Raw genomic sequence first — 18,442 nt, forward strand, 5'->3', positions numbered from 1 at the left:
GTGTGTAGCCAGGAGGCAACGGCTGGGTGGCTCCAGGATGCTGTGGCTGCTGCGGATTGCCGGGCTGGGACGGGTTCATGACTGAAACGAAGGATGATTTGAGGTATCAACGACCAGGAAACGGAAAAAGACACCTCCAGTGAAGGACGTGCGAACCCGCTGATTCTTGGGAAACTGAGAGGAAATCAGGCGAATGCTTCAGAAGCCGGTGTCGCCACCCACAGTGAACGTCACATTGGCCACCTTTGCCACCGCCAGCGCATTGAGCACATCGATCACACGCTCATAGGTGGCCTGTTCCTCGGCCTGGATGGTGACGATCACTTTGGCGTTACGATTATCAGCCTCCTGCTTGAGGCGCATCAGCGTGGCCGTGAAGTTGGGAAGTTTCTTGTCCGTGGGAGTGTCGAACTCCTCCTCATTCAGCGTGACGGAACCGGTTTCCTCCACACCGACGATGATCTCGTCCGGCATCTCCTGAGGCGCGTCTGCGGAGGGCGGTGCCAGGCCGGGAAGCTGGCTCTTGAGCTCACGCTCGACCTTCACCGAGCCGACCATGACCATGAAGAAGAGCATGATGACGAACACCACGTCAATCATCGGGGCGATCTGAAAGCCGACCGCGAGCTGCTCCTGCTCGATCTGGCGATGTTGTTTGGGGCCTGACATGCGATGGAAGGTTTATTCTTTGTTCAAGGCGGAGAACGAGATGTCATCGATGCCCGCCTGGGCGACGACGCTCATGACGCGCTGGATTTCGATGGCCGGGAGACGTTTGTCACCGCGGATGACGACGCGGTACTTCGGATTCGTCTCCTTGCGCTGGCGGAGCAGGTCCACCAGCGGTCCGACGTCCTCGTACTTGGTGTCCTCGAACGTGATGAGAGACTTGCTCTTGTCCCAGCGGACGTTGAGCGCCGCCTCGTTCATCATGTTCTTCTCCTTCTTCTTGGCATCGGCTGCGACAGGGAGCTGGATCTCCTTGTCGATGCGCAACACCTGGGCCGAGGTGATGCTCATGAAAAAGATGAGCAACACCAACAACACATCGATCATCGGAGCGATCTGAAACTCCGGTTCGCCGTCACCACCGCCGCCGCCGCCGCCCATAGGATTAGAAGAAGGTTAGAGGTTGAGAAAAGAGGGAAGAACAGACTGGAATCAAGCCACGGTGGCCGCCTGGACGACCTCGCCGCCAGCCACCCAGTTCGGAATGGCCGCATAGAACTCCTCCTCGCCGACATGCGCGTCTTTGAGGTGGCTGTAGGGCATCTTGCGGAAGAGGGACATGACGATCTCCTGGAGGTCAGTCATTCCCACCTGGAGGCGGTTGCGCAGGAAGTAGAAGAACATGAAGGCCGGAACGGCGATGAACAGACCGGAGGCGGTGGCGATGAGCACCTCACCGATGGCACCCGACAGCTTGGCGGGGTCGCCCGCACCACTGGTCTTCAGGGTGGAGAAGGCGCTCATCATCCCGGTCACCGTGCCAGTCAGACCGATCATCGGGGTGCACACACCGATGACGGACAGGTAGTTGATGCGCGTCTGGATGGCGGAGTTCACCTTGTTCAATTCAGTGAAGAGAGCCGCCTCCGTGGCCTCATGGCCATCTCCGAGGAAGCTGAGCGCCACCCGGGTGGTGTTGGTGAAAGGGGAAGGCGTGCCTTTGCAGAACTGGTAGGCACCCACATAGTCACCCGCGCGGAAGAGGTCCTGCACCTGGGCCACCTGGGCCTGGGGGGCGAGGCGCTTCACACCGGTGCGCATCCAAAGGTCAACCGTGAGCCACACCAGCGCCACGGAGCAGGCGGTGATGGGGTACATCACCCAGCCGCCTTCGATGAAGCGGTCGATCAGTGTGTGATGTTCCTCCACGGCAGGCGCACCTTCGCCAGCGGCGGGTTCCTGGGCGAAGACGTTGATGGAAGCAAAAAGACCGAACGCCAGCAGAACGCACAGAAACGCGCGGGCGGGGCCTTGTGGGATGTGTCGGGTCATGGTGGTGGCGGTGTTGGTTTGCATGGAGTGGGGGAAATTTCTCAGGCTTTGGGTTTTTCTTCGGCTTCCTTGGGCGCATCGCCCTCCTTGGGCTTGTCCTTGCCGTCAGCGGCCGCCGTCTCGTCTTCAATGACATTCTTCATGCCATTGATCGCGGCTTTTTCCTTCGTGGCGGCTTCGGCGACCTGCGAACCCGGATAGGACTCGATGATGCGCCCCAGGAAGCTGTTGGCGTCCTCATAACGTTTCATTTTGATCAAGGTTCGCGCCGCGTTGAGCTCCGCCTCAGGGACTCGCTGCATCTGCGTGCCGTAAAAAACCGGAATGCGAAGGTAAGCCAGCAACGCCTTCTCCCATTCCTTTTTGCGTGTGTGGACGTCGGCGATGATCGCCCAAAGGGAGGCACCGATGGCGGAGTCATCCGTCTCCTTCATGATGCTCTGCGCCTCAAGGATGATGGCTGCGTAATCAGAAGTCGTCTGCCGCTCGATGTCGAGCTGGATGATGCGCAGGCGCATCTTCTGGGCCTCGGAAAGCTTCAATGACCGCAAAGCTGGCAGCGACTTGACGACTTCATCGAACTTCCCGCCCTGGTTCAGAGCCTCGATGTAGGCGAAATAGATGTCCAGGTACCAGTTCCCCTCGATACCCTCGAAATTCTCGAAGAAATCGCGCCCCTTCTTCAGCACGGCGATGGCTTCCTCCGTCTTCCCTTTGGCGAGAAGGTCGGCGGATTCGGTCAATTCGGCCGGGTACGGCCACTCCAGCGAATCGATGTTCTTCTTGTCGATGATGCTGGTGGCGGTGTTCTCACCGATCTTGATCGTACGGACGATCTTGCCCTCGTTGATCGAGAACTCGGAGGAGAAAACGCGGTCACCGCCCTTGAGGACGATGGCTTGCCCAAACGCGGAGGAACCCGCGAAGGCCAGGATGAGAACCGAGAGGAAAAAAGCGAACTTGCGCATGTCAGTCAGAGAAAAAGTTTCACAGATCAGGCCCCTAGGGTGGCACGGAGGGCTTTCGCGTCCTTCATTTCCGGCTGGTCCTGGAGATCCTTGCGGGCGATCATCTCATCCAGGGTCTTTTTGGCTTCGGGGACCTGGCCCAGGGCCTTGAAGGACTTTGCGCACTCGAGGTACGCCTTGCCCATCTCCGGCTTCCACTTCTGGTGGGCGATGAAAACGCGCTGGAAGTAGGCGATGGCAGCCTCGTGCTTGCCGTTCAGCGCCTCGATGATGCCGAGCATCAACAAAGCGTCCGCCGTGGCCTGGCCGCGCCATTCCTTCGTGTTCGCGATCTGCTCGTACAGTTTCTTTGCCTCATCGTATTTCTTCAGCTTGACCTGGGACTTGGCGATGCCCTGCGTGGCCTCCAGGATACGTGAGCTGCCCTGGAACTCCGAGGCGGCCTTGAAAGCCTCAAGCGCCTTGTCGTATTCACCCTTCTGGAAGAAGATCTCCCCTTCCCCGACCGGCGCGCCATCGGCGTACTCGCTGTCCTTGAAGAGCTCCTTCAAACGCTTGTAGCAGGCGGCCGCCTTGTCCAGATCGCCCTTCTTGCGGGCGCTGTCTCCCACCGTCGCCAGCAGCATCGGGCTCAGGTCGTCCGGCTTGGCCACTTCGATGATGATGTTGAAGTACTTCTCCGCCTTGTCCGGCAGCTTCATCGTCTTGGCCAGCCAGGTCTTGGCGAACAGGATGCGCATCTGCGCCGTGCCGTTCATCGCTGCCTGCGGAGGGGTGAGGAGTTCTTCAAGCTGCTTTTCGACATCTTCAAACGTCAGCTCTGGCGCGGCAGCGGAGCCATCCGCACTCGCACGGCGGCGCTTCGGAGCGCTGATGCTCACAAGCTGCTGGATGAGTCCTTCCACCTGCTGGTTGCCCGACTGGGCGATGCGGGTCTTGATGTGCTCGGAAAGGAGCTTTTTCGCTTCCTCCGTCTTGTTATCCTTGATCAGGCCGCGGCTGATCCACAGGATCGCTTTCAGGGACAGGTCATCGTTGTCCTTGTGCGTGTTGTAGTACTTCTGCCACATCTCCGCCAGCTCCTTCCACTTGTTGGAGCCGACATAGAGATCAGTGAGCTGGTCCATGGCGTAATTCAGCACGTCGTCCGTCTTTGCCTTGTCCACCGCCGCAGCGAACTGGATCGTGGCGTTGTCGTAATCGGCCTTCTGGTTGTAAATGTCGCCCAGCAGCGCGTGCACCTGGCCGATGTTGTTGTCGTTCGGCGCGTCCTTCACGATGCTGAGGAGTTCCTCCATCGCATCCTCCTTGTCGCCGCCCTGGAAGTTGATGAAGGCGATGCGGTAGCGCGCATCGACCACATACTGCCCCTTCGGGTTCTCCTTGATGTAGTTCTTGAGCGCCTTCATCACGCTCTTGTAGTCGTTCTGGTAGAAATAAGTCAGCGCGATCCGATACAGGGCGTCGTCCTTGTAAATCGTCTCCGGGAACTCCTGGATCATCAGCTCGTAATTGGTGCGCGCCTCGTCGAACTTCTGCATTTCAAAGAGCACGCTGCCGATCAGGAAGGAAAGACGCTCCTTGTCGGCCTTCGGGAAGCTCTTCGCCTTGCTCCACGAGTCCACCGCGAGCTGGAGTTGGCGGTTCTGGTAAGCCAGCATGCCGTAGAGCATCGACACCTCGCCCACCTGCTCGCTATCCGGGAAGCTGTCGATGAACTTGTCGCAGAGCTCACGAGCCTCCTTGATGCGCTTCAATGCGGCGTTCACCATGATCAGGCCATACATGCACTTGTCGCGCTGGGAGAACTCCTTGAACTCGTTCACGATCACCTCGAAGGCCAGCGTCGCTTGCCACAGGCGGGAGGCGTCACCTGCGGTGCCGTCTTCCTTCGGCGCTCCCATCTCATAGTAGCAGCGTCCGAGGCGGTAATAGAGAGAGGCGTCGTAATCCGTCCGCTTCTCGATCTCCTCCATGATCTCCTGGTTCGCCTTGAGCTTCGTCTCCAGCTCGTCCTTGCGCACCCCCTTGGCGGTCTTGAGCTGCGTCTCCAGCTTCGCGATCTGCTCCTTCTGAATGCGGGAAATCTCGCTCTTCTTGCGCACGAGCTGGTAGGCACCCAGAGCCTCCTTGAAGGCCTTCTTCTCCATCATCTCGTCACCCAGCTTCAGGTAGATGTTGTTCATCTGGGCGATGCTGTCGCCCCCGGAGGCAAAGTTGCGCACCTTTTCCATCAGCGCACCGGCCTCGTCCAGCTTGCCATTCGCCACATAGATGTTTGCCGCCATCATCGCCGCCTGGATCGATTCCGCGCTGCGGATGCCGTCTGCCAGCACGGAGGTCAGGATTTGCAGGGCCTCGTCCTTCTTGTCCTGTTTCACCAGAGCATCGGCGATCACCAGTCCCGCCTCACCCTTCTTCTCCGGAGAGCCCGTCACCACTTCCTTCAAGACCGCGATGCCTTTGTCCTCCTGCTTGCTGGCGATGTAGGAGCGTCCCAGCGCCATGCGCACATCAACGATCGCCGAGCCTTGCGGGAACTCCTTCACAAAGGCCTCCAGCGTCTCGATCGCCTTCGCATAGTCCTGCAAATTGTAGTAGCAGGCACCTTCGATGAACATGATCGCCTCAAAGGGCTTGTTGTTCAGGTTCTTCTTGGCTTCTGCCAGCTTCGACAGCGCCTCCTGATACTTCGCCTCGGCAAACAGCGTGCCGGCGGTATTCACCAGCGCCTCCGTCTCCTGCTGGATGTTCAGGGCACCCGGTGCCGCAGGGGGTGCTCCAGGGGCGGCAGGCGGTGTCGGAGCCTGGGAATAGGCAGACAGGGAGGCGCCCAGAACCAGGGCGGCGCTGAAAATCGATCTCATTTGTTGCAGGGGGCGTTCCACGTGGTGACAGGATACAGAAAAGGAACGAGCAGGCGCAAGTCTCGAATTGCACGCCGGCACGAGATTTTTTGCGCAGGATGGCTGGTCTGCTTGAACAACTGGCATTTTTCGGAAAAGGAGGCCGAGCGTAGCAGGATGGTCATTTTTGTCACGGGAGAAAAATCAAACGGACATTTTCTATCGAACCTGCCACCCAGCCCTTCGTTGAGTTTGCATTCCTCACTCGCCCCTTCGCCCTTCGCCCTTCGCCCTTCGCCCTTCGCCCTTCGCCCTTCGCCCTTCGCCCTTCGCCCTCCCATGCCTCCCGTCCTCGAAGTCACCGATCTCACCTTCCGCCGCGGCCGCCCCATCCTCAATGGCATCTCCTGGCGGGTCGATCCCGGCCAGCACTGGTGCATCCTCGGCCCCAACGGCTGCGGCAAGACCTCGCTCATCAATCTCATCACCGGCTACGACAGCGCCACCGATGGCGTCATGCGCATCGGCGACAGCGTCTTCGGCGATGACGACTGGCGCGAAGTGCGCCGTCGAGTCGGTCTTGTCACCAACACGCTCACCACCTACCTCGAAAGCGGCGAGCCCGTGCTCGATGTCATCGCCAGCGGTCGCGAGGCCAAATTAAACCTCATCGACCTGCCCGGCCCCGCCGTCTTCCGCGAAGCCGCGAAGCTGCTGAAGCAAGTCGGATGCGAATACCTTCGCGAAGCCCTGTGGGGACCACTTTCGCAAGGCGAGAAGCAAAAAGTGCTCATCTGCCGTGCCTTGATGGCCAAGTTTGCCGTGCTCATCCTCGACGAACCCTGCGCCGGACTCGATCCCGTGGCCCGCGAGCACTACTTGCAGTGGATGCAAACCCTCGCCGCGAGACCCAAAAGCCCCTCGCTCGTCATGGTCACCCACCACGTCGAAGAAATCCTCCCCGCCATCACCCACTGCCTGCTGCTCAAAGATGGCCGCGTCTTCGCCTCCGGCCCAAAGCACGACATCCTCACCAGTGCGAACCTCAGCGCCATCTACGGCTCCCCAGTCAAACTCACCCGCCACGGCGAACGCTACACCCTCCGCCTCTCCCCGAACCCGCCTCAATCGTAGGTTCTCAGTTGGAGCGGCAGGGGCTGCGTTCCGCCGGCCGCCAGCCTTATATGGGCCGGACGAAGCTTCACGTCCGCAGCCTTCCGAAGCGAACCATCGTCGTTCTGGCAGGGATTGCAGACAGCGCATTGCCCGGCACACAGCTTTGCGGTGGCAAGGCCTCAGGTCTGTTCACGTCATGCGCTGACGACCTGCTGTGGACTCGGAGGTTAGCACTCCGAACGACACGAAGATGACAAGCCGGTGATCTGACACTCACCCTGCCAGCGTCTTGTAAAGCGCCAGGGTCTTGCGGGCGATGGACTTCCAACTGAAGTGATCCTCGGCCCGCTTGCGGCCGGCCTTGGCCATGCGTTCACGGAGACCGGCGTCGGCCATGAGCTTGTTGACCGCCGCGGCCATGTCGCGGGCGAATTTTTCCGGATGCACGGCCTCGAAGGGGCTTTCCGTCTGCTGTTCGAGCGGAATGAGGAACCCGGTTTCGCCCTCAACGACGACTTCCTTGATGCCGCCCACGGCGCTGGCGACGACGGCCGTCTCGCAGGCCATGGCTTCGAGATTGATGATGCCGAAAGGCTCGTAGATCGACGGGCAGACAAAAACGCCGGCATGGGAATACATGGCGATCTTTTCCTCCAGCGGGAGCATGGACTGAATCCACACGACGCCGGGCCGTTTCTGGCTCACGGCGGCCACGGCGGCCTCCATCTCGGCCTTGATCTCCGCCGTGTCGGGCGCACCCGCGCACAGGACGACCTGGAAACCTGGGTCCATGTGCTCAATGGCACGCACCAGATGGATGATGCCCTTCTGACGCGTGATGCGGCCGACAAACAGCACAAACGGCTTGTCAGGATCGACGCCATGCTTCCGCAGCACCTCGGGAGCCTCGACGCGACGATACTCATCGAGATCGATGCCGTTGTGGATCACGTGGACCTTGTGGGGATCGAGGTTGAAGAGGCGCAGCAGGTCGGTCTTCGTCTCCTCGGACACAGCGATGACCGCATCCGCCATGTGCAGCGCGGTGTTTTCCAGCCAGACGGTGAAGTCATAACCGTGCCCCAGCTGCTCCCGCTTCCACGGCCGCAGAGGTTCCAAAGAATGAACCGTCAGCACCATCGGCACGCCGTAGTTCAGCTTGGCCAGGATGCCGCCAAAGTGCGCATACCAGGTGTGCAGGTGGACGAGATGCGCATCGATGCCGGTGGTGTTGAAGTCCAGGCAGCGCTGCAGTGCCCCGAAGACCGATTTCAGGTTCAACGGGCTGTCCCAGCCGGTGGTGTCGAGCCCGAACCCTTTCACGCTCAGGTTTCCGTCCTGGTTGTCCTGATCACCGAAGCAACGGACGTCGAGTTCGATCAACTTGGCCAGTTCACGGGACAGGTATTCGACATGGACGCCGGCACCGCCGTAAATGTGGGGAGGATACTCGTTGGTGAGGAAAAGGGCTTTCATGCGAGTGAAGTCGGATGGCAGTTCGCGGCGGCTTACTTTTTCTGCGATTCGACCCATTCGTCGATGGCAGGGATGTCGAAAAGGCGGAAGCGCCGTTTGATTCGCTGTTCGAGAGCAAGCTGCGCGTGCTTCGCCACATCGAGCGACGGGTCTTCCTTGAGGGCCTGGATCAGTTTCGCATTCGTCTCCGGCAGTTCGCTGCCGAGCAGCAGGAAGCAGACGCGCACGCGCACCTCCCACGGCTGCTGGTGATCGGCCAGGAGCTTGAGCAGCGCGTCAGGCTTCACGTCCGCCTCATCACGGATGTTCGGATCCTTGAAAATCTCCGCCACCGGCAGGCGGAAGCCGGGGTCTTCCCGCTGCAGGAACTGGATGCTGCGGATGGCCCGCAAGTACTCCGCCTTGGCCGCGTCATGCAGATGGGCGGAAGCCGGATCGCGCAGGTATTCGACGAGCACCTCCAGCGGTTTCCGCAATCCGGTGGCGATGGCCTCGTCCGCGTATTGGGTGAGGCGGTTGCGCTCTTTGAGCTGGATGAACTCCTGCTGCGTGGGTGAGACGGCCGGCACCATCTCGGCCACTCGTGACTCGCCAGGCTTCGCGTCCTTGGCCGCCAGGGCTGGCGCTGCGACGAGACGCGGATTCTTCAACGTCTCCGAGATGCCCTCCAGCGACTCGCGCGTGTTTTGCTGCAACAAGAGCTGCTCACGGCGCATCACATCGACCTGCTTCTGGAGGGCGGCGATCTGTTCGGCCGCCTCCGTGGACTTTTCACCTGGAACAGGCGCAGGTGCCGGCGTCGTCGAGGAGGCTGAGGCGGCCGCGAGTCTCCGCTCAAACGAGGAACTGGCCGCCCAGTACACGAGCAAGCCCGTCACCAGCGAGACCCCGAGCGACATGAGCAGGTGCAGACGCGTCAGGTCGGAACGTCGGAGATTCATGGGAGGAGCCGCGGGATCGGCAGGCCGAGGCTCATCGTTTTTCACCGCCGCGCCGGACGCCTGCCTGGCGGTGCCTTTGTCTTCCTGCGGCTGCTGGACCTCCGCAGGCCGGGTGGTCGGCGCCTCCTTTTCATCGGGGACATTGCTGCACCGGGCGAATTGCAGTTCCTGCTGCTCTTCCTCGTCTTCATCGTCCAAAAGGTCGGGCGCGGTGGGGGGGAGACGGTCGGACATGAAGGGTGAGACGATGACGTTGCGCGTTGAGGGTTGCGGGAATCAACAAACAAGGCCAGCGTTTGTCCGTCAACCCATCTCATGGCAACAGATTCCACCAGCCCCAGCCCGCTCGTCACGCCAGAACCGACAGGGGCCGGGCCCGTGCCGCCAGCCATGCTGCGCAGGGTGGTGATCTGGGGACTTCCGGCCGTGCTGCTGCTGCTGTTCATGGTCTGGCCTTACCAGCAGTGGGATCTGGGCCGGCGGCAGAGCATCCTGGCCGGCTGGGCACGCTGGGTCAGCAGCAAGGGCGACTGGCAGTTCTGCCTGCTGGTGCCGTTTCTGGTGGGCTGGCTGGTGTGGCTGCGGCGCGAGGAGCTGCGAAAGCTGTCGTGGCAGGGCACCTGGCTCGGACTGCTGCCGCTGGCGGCCGGTTTGTTCTTCTACTGGCTCGGTTACAAGGCGGACACGGGTTACCCGGGCTTCCTCGCGGTGCAATTCGTGCTGGCGGGTGCGATCCTGCTGGTGGCGGGAACGGCGGTGATGCGTGTGCTGTTCTTCGCCTGGCTGTTTCTGTTCTTCACCTGGCCGATGCAGCCGCTGGAGGACTCGCTCGCCTCTCCGTTGCGGCCACGAACAGCGGCGATGGCGGCCTCCTTGCTCGATCTCGGCGGCGTGCCGTCGCTGAATGAAGGCTCGGCCCTGCAATCCGCTCCCGACGCCGCCCAGGGGCTCGAAGTCGGCGACCGCTTCAGCCTGGACGTGGACGCCAAATGCAGCGGCATCAATTCTCTCTTCGCCCTCATGATGATCTCGGCGCTGCTGGGTTATCTGGCCCTGAAACAACCGCGTTCGCGGCTGATTCTGTTCGCCTGCGCCATTCCGCTGGCCGTCGCTGGCAACGTGGTGCGCCTGCTGCTGCTGGTGGCCGGCACCCTGGCCTTCGGCTCCGAATTCGCCGTCGGCAGGCGCATCGGAGAGCATCAGGAGATGTCGCCCTACCACATGTTCGCCGGGTTTGCGGTGTTCGGGGTGGCGTTGGCCGGCATGTTCGCCCTCTGCTGGCTGCTGGAAGGCCGGGAGATGAAGGCAAACCTGAAACGCCACGGCCAGTCAACGGCCACGGGCAGCCCCTTTGCCATTCCACGGCCGTTGCAGACCCTCCGGCAGGTGGTGGCGGCCATCCTGCTGCCCCTGGCCACATTGGGCATCTGCGCCAGCACCGACATCAGCTTCCAGGTGGCGAAACCCGGTGTGAAACTCGAGCTGCCGCTCTCCCTCGGCGATTACCAGGGACGTGAGTTCGACATGACCGCGGCGGAGAAGAACCTGCTGGATGAGGGAGTCAAACTCGTCCGCAATGTCTATGCATCGTCCACCGGCCGCCAGATCATGGCGACCGTGATCCTCAGTGGTTTCGAGAAGCGCAGCCTGCACCGCCCGGAGGTCTGCCTGCCCAACCAGGGCTGGACGGTGATCGACCGCACGCCGGTGCCGCTCCGCCTGGAAAATGGCCGGGAGATGACGGTCATGATGATGCGCATCTTCCGCGATGTGGAGCCCACGCCCGGCACACGCATCCGCACCCGTGCGCTGAATTTCTACTGGTACATCGGCTCCGATGGCACCACCTGCCCGGAGCATTACGAGCACGTCTTCCTCTCCTACTTTGACTCCGTGTTCCGCAACATCCAGCACCGCTGGGCCATGGCCTCCATCTACGTGCCGCTGCCGGAGCAGCGTGTCGGCCAGGAGGACCCGTTTCTCGAACTCGGTGCCATGGAGGACACCCGCGACTTCATTTCCAGGCTGGCCCCGCAGTTCATGCTCGGCAGCACAGTCGTGGCTAGCGGCTCAAATCCTCCTGCATCATCACCTTGAATCCGCCGGCTGACAGCACCTCCGCGCCGAGGTCCGGCGTGTCGAGATGCAGCACCAGCAGCGGATTGTGCGACGGGCGCACAAACAGCGTGTAGCTGAAGTCGATGTTGATCTCGGCGGACAGCAGCGCCGACAAAGCCCGCACCAGGGTATGATCCGGCTCCCGCAGTTCCACCACCGTCACCGGGCAGACCGCATGCGGGATGCCTTTTTCGATGAACAGCATGCCCGCAGTCTCAGGATCGCTCGGAATCAGCCGCACCAGCGCCAGCTCCGTCGTGTCCTGCAAGGAGAGGCCCAGCACCTCGATCTTGTGCTCGGCCAGCAGTTTCACCAGCGCCATGAGCGCCCCGACACGATTGTGGAGGAAGACTGATAGCTGCCGCACCGGCGTTCCGGCCGGCGTGGCGGTTTCCGAGTGGGGTTTGGGCTTGGAAGTGATCATGGGAAATCAGCCTGCGGGTCCTGTGGCGGAACGACGTTCGTCAAAAAGGGTCACCCGCAGCGGAATGCTGGCCAGCGTTTCTTCCTGATTCTGCACCAGCCAGCGATACAGCCCCTGGCGGTCGAATTTCACGTGCTGGAGCGAGTAAACGATGTTGCGCGAGACGAAAGGAATGAACTGCGACGGAAACTTCACGTCCATGTGGATCGGCGGGGTCGCAGGCAGGCATTCCTTGCCCTCCGGATCGACACAGCGGATCACGAACTCATGATGACCCACGTCATCCGGCTGGAAGATCACCCGCACGGCGATCGAGCACTGCGGATGCACCACCGGGAAGCTCTGGGCGCACAGTGTGTCAAAGGCACCCTGCAAACAGAGCTTTCCCTGATAATCGGCGGCATAGTCGCAAACGGCGGCGAGCTGGATGTTCATCGCGGTGAAAAAGTTAGCGGCCGAACAGCTTGCGGAAGAAACCACCGATGCCCTTGCGTTCTGGCGGCGGGGGCGGTGGACGCGGCACCGCACGTTCGACCTCGTCGCCCGGAGTCTCCACCACTTCTTCCTCCACCACGGTGGCCTTCGGCACGTCCTTGATGGCCAGCAGCATCGGATCATCCGCTGGTGCCTTCTCAAAGATGTTGGTGAAGACCTCGCTCACGATTGGGGCCGCTTTCCGGCCGCCGCTCACATCCTCTCCGGGCTCGCCCTCATACACGACCGCGAAGGCGAACTTCGGCTTGCCCGCCGGCAGGAAGCCGGTGAACCAGGCCAGATTTTGGTCCTTCGTCGGCTTCCACTGCGCTGTTCCGGTCTTTCCGGCGATCTCCGCGTGCTTGATGCCTGCCGCACGGCCCGTGCCGCCGCTGCCATTGACCACGGCCACCATGCCGTTGATCACGGTCTGCCGATGATCCGGGTTCAGGTCGATGCGTTTGCGGTCTTTTGGCTCATAGGCCATCACCACGCGGTCGGCCATGTCCTGCACCTGCAAAACCAGCCGCGGCTGCGGGATGCGGCTTCCATCCGCCAGACCGGCCATGCACTGGCACACTTGCAGCGGCGTTGCCAGCACACGGCCCTGCCCGATCGCCATGTTTGCCAGATCGCCCGACTGGATCTTCGAATTCAGGTGCTGCAGCGTCCACGCGTTCGTCTGCACAAAGCCTTCCCCCTCCGCCTTCAGCGGGATGCCCGTCCGTTCGCCGAAACCGAGCCGCAGGGCCATATTGGCGATGAAATCGGCCCCGGATTCGAGGGCCGCCCGGTAGAACCAGGTGTTGCAGGAGCGCTTGATGGCCGTCACCACCGTCATGCTGCCCTCCCCTTCCTTGTTCCAGTTGCGGAACACGCGGTTGCCGATCTCCATCGCCGTGTCGCAATCATAGTAGGTCTTCGCGTTCACCTTTCCGCTGTCCAGGGCGCCCAGAGCGGTCACGATCTTGAAGGTCGAGGCCGGCGGATACTCGCCGCGGAAAGAACGTGGGAACAACGGCAGGTGCGGGTTCTTCGTCAGCTCCTCGTAACGCTTCGAGCGGATGCCCGGCACGAACTCATTGAGGTCGAAGCCCGGATTCGAGGCCATCGCCAGGATGTCCCCGTTCGTCACGTCCATGATCACCATCGCCCCGCTTGTCGTGTGCTTCTTCAGCGCGTTCTCGGCATACTTTTGGAAGTTGTAGTCGATGGACAGCACCACATTTCGCCCCGGCACCGGATTGCGGCGCACATCCTCCGCCAGCCGTTTCCCGTCCGGGCTGAAGAGCACGTTCACCAGGCCCGCCTGCCCCTTTAAATCGCTGTCGAACGCGGTCTCGATGCCTTCGCGTCCTTCCATCTCCTCGAACACCGGATCGCCATCGACGATCGGCCCCGTGGGCAGCGGCCGCGTCTTGCCGGTGTAGCCGACGATGTGACAGGCCGTGGCCCCCTGCGGGTAATGCCGGATGTAGGCCGGCTGCAGCACCACGCTGGTGCCCAGCAGAGGCTTCAGCTTCTCCTCCATGTCCGGCGTGATCTCCACATTCAGCCCCTCCTCCACCGAAAACACCAGCGGCAGCCAGCGGCGGTGCTTGTAATGCAGCAGCACCTTGTCATCGCTCAGTGACCACGTCTTGCCTAACGCCTGGTTGACCTTCTCGATGGTGGTGCGGGCAAACGTCGTCACCTGCTCATCGCTCGCCCCGTCCATGTAGGGCATCACCAGCGCCAGATAGCTGGCCGCGCGATTTTGGGCGAAGGGGATGCCATTGCGGTCCACGATCTGCCCACGCGGCGCCGGCACGCTCAGTGTCAGCGCCCGTGCCTCTTTCTGCGTCTGCCAGGAGGCTTTCAGGTCCGTCTTTTCAGGTGCCGCGGGCTTTGGTGCCTCGCCTTTCGGCTCCTCGACCACCGGCTGGGCCTTCAGCACCACCTGGGCCTGTCCGGGAAGGAACACTCCGAGAGCCATGACACAACACACGACCCGGCACAGGCACGATTTCATCGATGAAGAGGACCAAAACATGAGCATGAACACAAACGCCGGTCATCAATCGACCGCCCCGCAGTGGTTCACACCATGCGTCCCGGCCCCCAAGGCGTCAAGCCGCAGGTCTGCCACCGATTCCGGCCCGCGAGGAAAAAGACATTGCGCAACCCAGGCCGTTTTGCTGGAATCGCGCCGCTTCCTCCCACACCACACCTCTCATGAGCCAATCCTCCTCCGGCAAAGCCGACATGAAACTCTTCTGGGCCTGTTTCATCGCCCTCGTCGCCACCTCCTTCGTCTTTGGCGTCCGGGCCAACACGATCGGTGAGTTGCAGGACAGCTTCAATCTCTCCGAATCGCAGAAAGGCGCGATCAACGGCGCCGGCATGTGGCCCTTCGCCATCAGCATCATCTTCTTCAGCCTCGTCATCGACTGGATCGGCTACAAGACCGTCGCACTCTTCGCCATCGGCTGCCACATCGTCTCCCTCGTCCTCACGCTGAACGCCACCGGCTACGAGTCCTTCTACTGGAGCACCCTCCTCGTCGCCGTCGCCAACGGCACCGTGGAGTCCTTCATCAACCCCGTCGTCGCCACCGTCTTCAACAAGGACAAATCCAAGTGGCTGAACATCCTGCACGCCGGCTGGCCCGCCGGCCTGGCCCTCGGCGCCCTGTTCTGCGCCATGCTGCCGGACACCAAGCTCTTCTTCAACGCCGTCTGGCAGTTCCGCTTCGCCCTCTGCGTCGTCCCCGTCGTCATCTACGCCCTGCTCATCCTCCCCTGCAAATTCCCCGTCAACGAACGCGTCGCCGCCGGCGTCAGCTATCGCGACATGTTGAAGGAAGTCGGCGCCGTCGGCTTCTTCATCATCGGCTTCCTGATGTACTTCGCCATCATGCAGCTCGCAGGCAAGGAGGCCTCCCTGACCTCGTCCGTGGGTGTCGGTGCCATCGTCGGCGTGGCCGCAGGCCTCTACACCGGGTCGCTCGGCAACTGGCTGTTCATTGTCGTCCTCGTTGTCATCGGCCCGCTGGCCACCACTGAGCTCGGCACTGATGGCTGGATGCCGGAGCTGCTGAAGCTCAACAGTCCGGCGAACTCGCCCAACTTTGCCGCCTGGGTCTTCGTCTATGTCTCCACGATCATGACCGTGCTCCGCTTCTACGCCGGCCCCATCGTCCATCGCTTCTCCCCGATCGGCCTGCTCGTCGTCGGCTCCGGCATCGCCATCGTCGGCCTTCTCCTGCTCTCACGAAGTGTCGGCTACGCCATCGTCGCCGCCGCCACCGTCTATGCCTTTGGCAAGACCTTCCTGTGGAGCACCACCCTCGGCCTCACCTCCGAGCAGTTTCCCAAAGGCGGTGCCCTCACCCTCAACGGCGTCTCCGCCGTCGGCGTCCTCTTCCTCGGCGTCCTCGGCAGCCCCTTCATCGGCTACCAGCAGGACAAGGACATCCACGCCCGCCTGGAAAAAGACCACGGGGCCCTCCTCGCCCAGGTCTCCGGCCCGGCCAAACCCAGCATCTTCGGCGACACCCCCAGCCTCGATCAGGACAAGATCAAAGCCCTCCCCGCCGCCGCCACCCAGGAACTCACAGCCGTCCAGGCCGACAGCAAACGCGGAGCCTTCACCAACATCGCCGTCCTTCCCGCCTTCATGCTTCTCTGCTACCTCGGCATGTGGCTCTACTTCCGCTCCAAAGGCGGCTACAAACCTGTCGCCCTCGGCCACGGCGAGGATGGTGAACCGGGTTTCTGATGCCACGACCGCCTGTCGCTCGCAGCAGCGGCAGCCCAAGCCTCCTGGTCAGCGCTCGATTGGTGGGGCGATCTGGAGGCAGCGCCAACTGGCATCCTGCACCCAGCCTTCGTCGTTGCGGAGGATGGCCCGCAACGTCTGCGGCGGGCTGTCGCCGAGGTAGGTGTCGGCTTTGAGGAGGGTGATCGTCAGGCTGCCGTCGTCGTGGCGCTGGATCGTCTGCGGCTTGTCGGTGTCGAACCAGCCGTCCTCGGTGAAGACGATGATCTGGCCGGCCTCCCGCTGGTTTTTGCTCACGCGGGCCTCGGCGGAGGCGGGCTTGAGCACCAGCGTGATGACTTCGCCTTTCTCACTCGCTGCGGCGGTCCACGCGTCGCTCGTTCGTTCGGCACGCGCGCGTTCCTCATCGAGCAGCTTGCGCCACTTCGAGTTCCACTCCGCCGTCTCCGCCACCGGCAGGGTGAGGCTGAGGTCCATCGCTCCGGGATGGCAGGACTTGCCGCAGCACATCCACGAGGCTTTGCCCGTCAGCGTGACCTGATCTCCGATCTTCAAGTTCGCGGGCGGGGTGATCTCCGTTCGCAGCATCACATCGCGATCAAAGCCCTGCGCCTTGATTTGAAACATCAGCGTGCGCTCCGGCTCGGGATACACCAACGGACCGGCCTTCCAGCCCTCCGGCAGATCCCACTTCATCTGCGTCGGCACCCCCACGATGCCGGGAAAGCGCCAGTAGGTGTGCCAGCCACGGTCATGCTCGAGGTAGAGGCCCACGGTGAAGGGTTTGCCGGGGACGATGGCGGATTGCTCGGAGACGAGTTGAAGACGGAGGCCGGTCTGAGCTTTCGCCGCGAAGGGCCAAGAGCAAAGGGCGAAGAGAAGGAACCACCAACGGCGAACCGAGAACTGAGAACTGAGAACCATGATGATCAATACGCCGCATGCCCCGGTGTCCGCGCAAAGGGAATGACATCGCGGATGTTGGGAACGCCTGTGACAAACATGAGCAGCCGCTCGAAGCCGAGGCCATAGCCAGCATGCGGGACGCTGCCGTAGCGGCGGAGGTCGGCATACCAGGCGTAGTTTTCGGGTTCGAGGCCCTGGGCGGCCATGAGGCCTTCGAGAACATCGAGCCGCTCCTCACGCTGGCTGCCACCGACGATTTCGCCAATGCCGGGGACGAGCAGATCCATCGCAGCGGCGGTCTTGCCGTCGTCGTTTTGGCGCATGTAGAAGGGTTTGATGCCTTTGGGGTAGTTGAAGATGGTCACGGGGCCTTTGACGTGCTCTTCGGCGAGGAAGCGCTCGTGCTCGGTTTGCAGACCTTCGCCCCAGACGACGGGGTTTTCGAAGCTGCGGCCGGATTTGAGCAGGATCTCGACGGCGTCGGTGTAGCTGATGCGCTGGAAGGGTTTGGCGAGGGTTTGCTGAAGGCGGGCGACGAGTTCTTTGTCGATGAACTTGTTGAAGAACTCCAATTCGTCCGGGCATTCGTCAAACATGGCCTGCACGAGGTAGCGCACCTGTTCTTCGGCCAGCGTCATGTCGTCGAAGAGGTCGTAGAAGGCCATCTCGGGCTCGATCATCCAGAACTCGGCGGCGTGACGCGTGGTGTTGCTGTTCTCGGCACGGAAGGTGGGGCCGAAGGTGTAGATGTTACCGAGGGCGCAGGCGAAAGCCTCGCCCTGAAGCTGGCCGCTGACGGTGAGGTAGGTCGGACGGCCAAAGAAGTCCTGCTCGGGCTTGGTGGGCGTGTTGGGCTTCAGCGTGGTGACTTGAAACATCTCCCCTGCCCCTTCGCAGTCGCTGCTGGTAATGATCGGCGTGTGGACGTAGAAGAAGCCACGCTCCTGGAAGAAGCGATGCACGGCAAAGGCCATCTTGCTGCGCACGCGGAAGACGCTGCCGAACAGGTTCGTGCGCGGACGCAGATGCGCGATGGTGCGCAGGAACTCGGGCGTGTGGCCTTTCTTTTGCAAAGGATAGGTCGCATCGGCCTCGCCGAGGATGCGCAGTTCCTTCGCCTGCATCTCCCATTTCTGGCCTGCGGCCGGTGACGCGATCAAGTCGCCACTCACTTCGACCGACGCGCCGGTCAAAATGCGCGGCAGCAGCGACGCGGACGGCAAACTGGCATCGACGACGACCTGCAGGCCCTTGAAGCACGATCCGTCGGTGATTTCGAGGAAGGAGCAGGCCTTCGAGTCACGCTTCGTGCGCACCCAGCCACGAGCGATGATGTCGGAGCGTGGGGATTCGGATCGAAGAAGGGTTTGGATGGTTTCGTGGGGCATTGGACGTGACGCTAACGAGCGTCAC

15 protein-coding genes are annotated in these 18,442 nt (G+C 61.9%); 3 read left to right on the forward strand and 12 right to left on the reverse strand.

Annotation, left to right across the window (positions count from 1 at the left end; translation table 11 throughout):
* Window positions 1-198: 198 nt before the first annotated feature.
* From IAE77_RS02190 to IAE77_RS02210, 5 genes are read right to left on the reverse strand one after another with little or no spacing between them, the layout of a single operon-like run.
* Window positions 199-669 carry a biopolymer transporter ExbD gene (locus IAE77_RS02190; RefSeq protein ID WP_294221171.1) on the reverse strand — a complete coding sequence of 157 codons (471 nt, stop codon included), beginning with the start codon at window positions 667-669 and terminating at the stop codon, window positions 199-201.
* A 12-nt stretch (window positions 670-681) separates the two neighbouring features.
* Window positions 682-1,110: a biopolymer transporter ExbD gene (locus tag IAE77_RS02195; protein ID WP_294221173.1), complete on the reverse strand. Its 429-nt coding sequence runs from the start codon at window positions 1,108-1,110 to the stop codon at window positions 682-684.
* Between the two features lie 51 nt (window positions 1,111-1,161).
* A complete protein-coding gene (locus IAE77_RS02200) occupies window positions 1,162-2,025 on the reverse strand; it encodes a MotA/TolQ/ExbB proton channel family protein (RefSeq protein ID WP_294221175.1) in 864 nt (287 codons plus the stop codon).
* Window positions 2,026-2,042: 17 nt separating this feature from the next.
* Window positions 2,043-2,969, reverse strand: a complete 927-nt coding sequence (locus IAE77_RS02205; protein WP_294221179.1) for a tetratricopeptide repeat protein — start codon at window positions 2,967-2,969, stop codon at window positions 2,043-2,045.
* Window positions 2,970-2,995: 26 nt separating this feature from the next.
* Window positions 2,996-5,836: a tetratricopeptide repeat protein gene (locus IAE77_RS02210; protein ID WP_294221182.1), complete on the reverse strand. Its 2,841-nt coding sequence runs from the start codon at window positions 5,834-5,836 to the stop codon at window positions 2,996-2,998.
* Between the two features lie 318 nt (window positions 5,837-6,154).
* On the opposite strand from IAE77_RS02210, the gene IAE77_RS02215 reads away from it, so the two are divergent.
* Entirely contained in the window at window positions 6,155-6,949 is a 795-nt protein-coding gene (locus IAE77_RS02215; RefSeq protein WP_294221184.1) for an ATP-binding cassette domain-containing protein, read from the forward strand.
* A gap of 255 nt (window positions 6,950-7,204) precedes the next feature.
* Here the strand turns inward: IAE77_RS02215 and glgA are convergent, their stop codons facing one another.
* On the reverse strand, window positions 7,205-8,407 hold the full coding sequence (gene glgA, locus IAE77_RS02220; protein WP_294221188.1) for a glycogen synthase: 1,203 nt from the start codon (window positions 8,405-8,407) through the stop codon (window positions 7,205-7,207).
* Between the two features lie 32 nt (window positions 8,408-8,439).
* A complete protein-coding gene (locus tag IAE77_RS02225; protein WP_294221190.1) occupies window positions 8,440-9,582 on the reverse strand; it encodes a hypothetical protein in 1,143 nt (380 codons plus the stop codon).
* Window positions 9,583-9,663: 81 nt separating this feature from the next.
* Here IAE77_RS02225 and IAE77_RS02230 point away from each other — a divergent pair, with 81 nt between their 5' ends.
* A complete protein-coding gene (locus tag IAE77_RS02230; RefSeq protein ID WP_294221192.1) occupies window positions 9,664-11,445 on the forward strand; it encodes an exosortase/archaeosortase family protein in 1,782 nt (593 codons plus the stop codon).
* Here the strand turns inward: IAE77_RS02230 and IAE77_RS02235 are convergent.
* The 3 genes from IAE77_RS02235 to mrdA are packed head-to-tail and all read right to left on the reverse strand — an operon-like array spanning window position 11,411 to window position 14,339.
* On the reverse strand, window positions 11,411-11,890 hold the full coding sequence (locus tag IAE77_RS02235) for a hypothetical protein (RefSeq protein WP_294221193.1): 480 nt from the start codon (window positions 11,888-11,890) through the stop codon (window positions 11,411-11,413). The genes IAE77_RS02230 and IAE77_RS02235 overlap by 35 nt on opposite strands.
* 6 nt (window positions 11,891-11,896) lie before the next feature.
* A complete protein-coding gene (locus IAE77_RS02240; RefSeq protein ID WP_294221194.1) occupies window positions 11,897-12,325 on the reverse strand; it encodes a hypothetical protein in 429 nt (142 codons plus the stop codon).
* 13 nt (window positions 12,326-12,338) lie between these two features.
* Window positions 12,339-14,339, reverse strand: a complete 2,001-nt coding sequence (mrdA, locus tag IAE77_RS02245) for a penicillin-binding protein 2 (RefSeq protein WP_294221196.1) — start codon at window positions 14,337-14,339, stop codon at window positions 12,339-12,341.
* A gap of 239 nt (window positions 14,340-14,578) precedes the next feature.
* On the opposite strand from mrdA, the gene IAE77_RS02250 reads away from it, so the two are divergent.
* Window positions 14,579-16,123, forward strand: a complete 1,545-nt coding sequence (locus IAE77_RS02250) for an MFS transporter (RefSeq protein ID WP_294221197.1) — start codon at window positions 14,579-14,581, stop codon at window positions 16,121-16,123.
* A 48-nt stretch (window positions 16,124-16,171) separates the two neighbouring features.
* Here IAE77_RS02250 and IAE77_RS02255 read toward each other — a convergent pair whose 3' ends face one another.
* Together IAE77_RS02255 and asnS are read right to left on the reverse strand one after the other, a co-directional pair.
* Complete coding sequence (locus tag IAE77_RS02255; RefSeq protein ID WP_294221199.1) at window positions 16,172-17,047, reverse strand: protein-disulfide reductase DsbD domain-containing protein; 876 nt, start codon at window positions 17,045-17,047, stop codon at window positions 16,172-16,174.
* Window positions 17,048-17,052: 5 nt separating this feature from the next.
* The gene (gene asnS, locus IAE77_RS02260; RefSeq protein WP_294221200.1) at window positions 17,053-18,417 is read right to left on the reverse strand and encodes an asparagine--tRNA ligase; all 1,365 of its coding nucleotides are present in this window, start codon (window positions 18,415-18,417) and stop codon (window positions 17,053-17,055) included.
* Window positions 18,418-18,442: the final 25 nt, after the last annotated feature.

The sequence above is a fragment of the Prosthecobacter sp. genome, assembly GCF_014879935.1.
Taxonomy (GTDB): domain Bacteria; phylum Verrucomicrobiota; class Verrucomicrobiia; order Verrucomicrobiales; family Verrucomicrobiaceae; genus Prosthecobacter.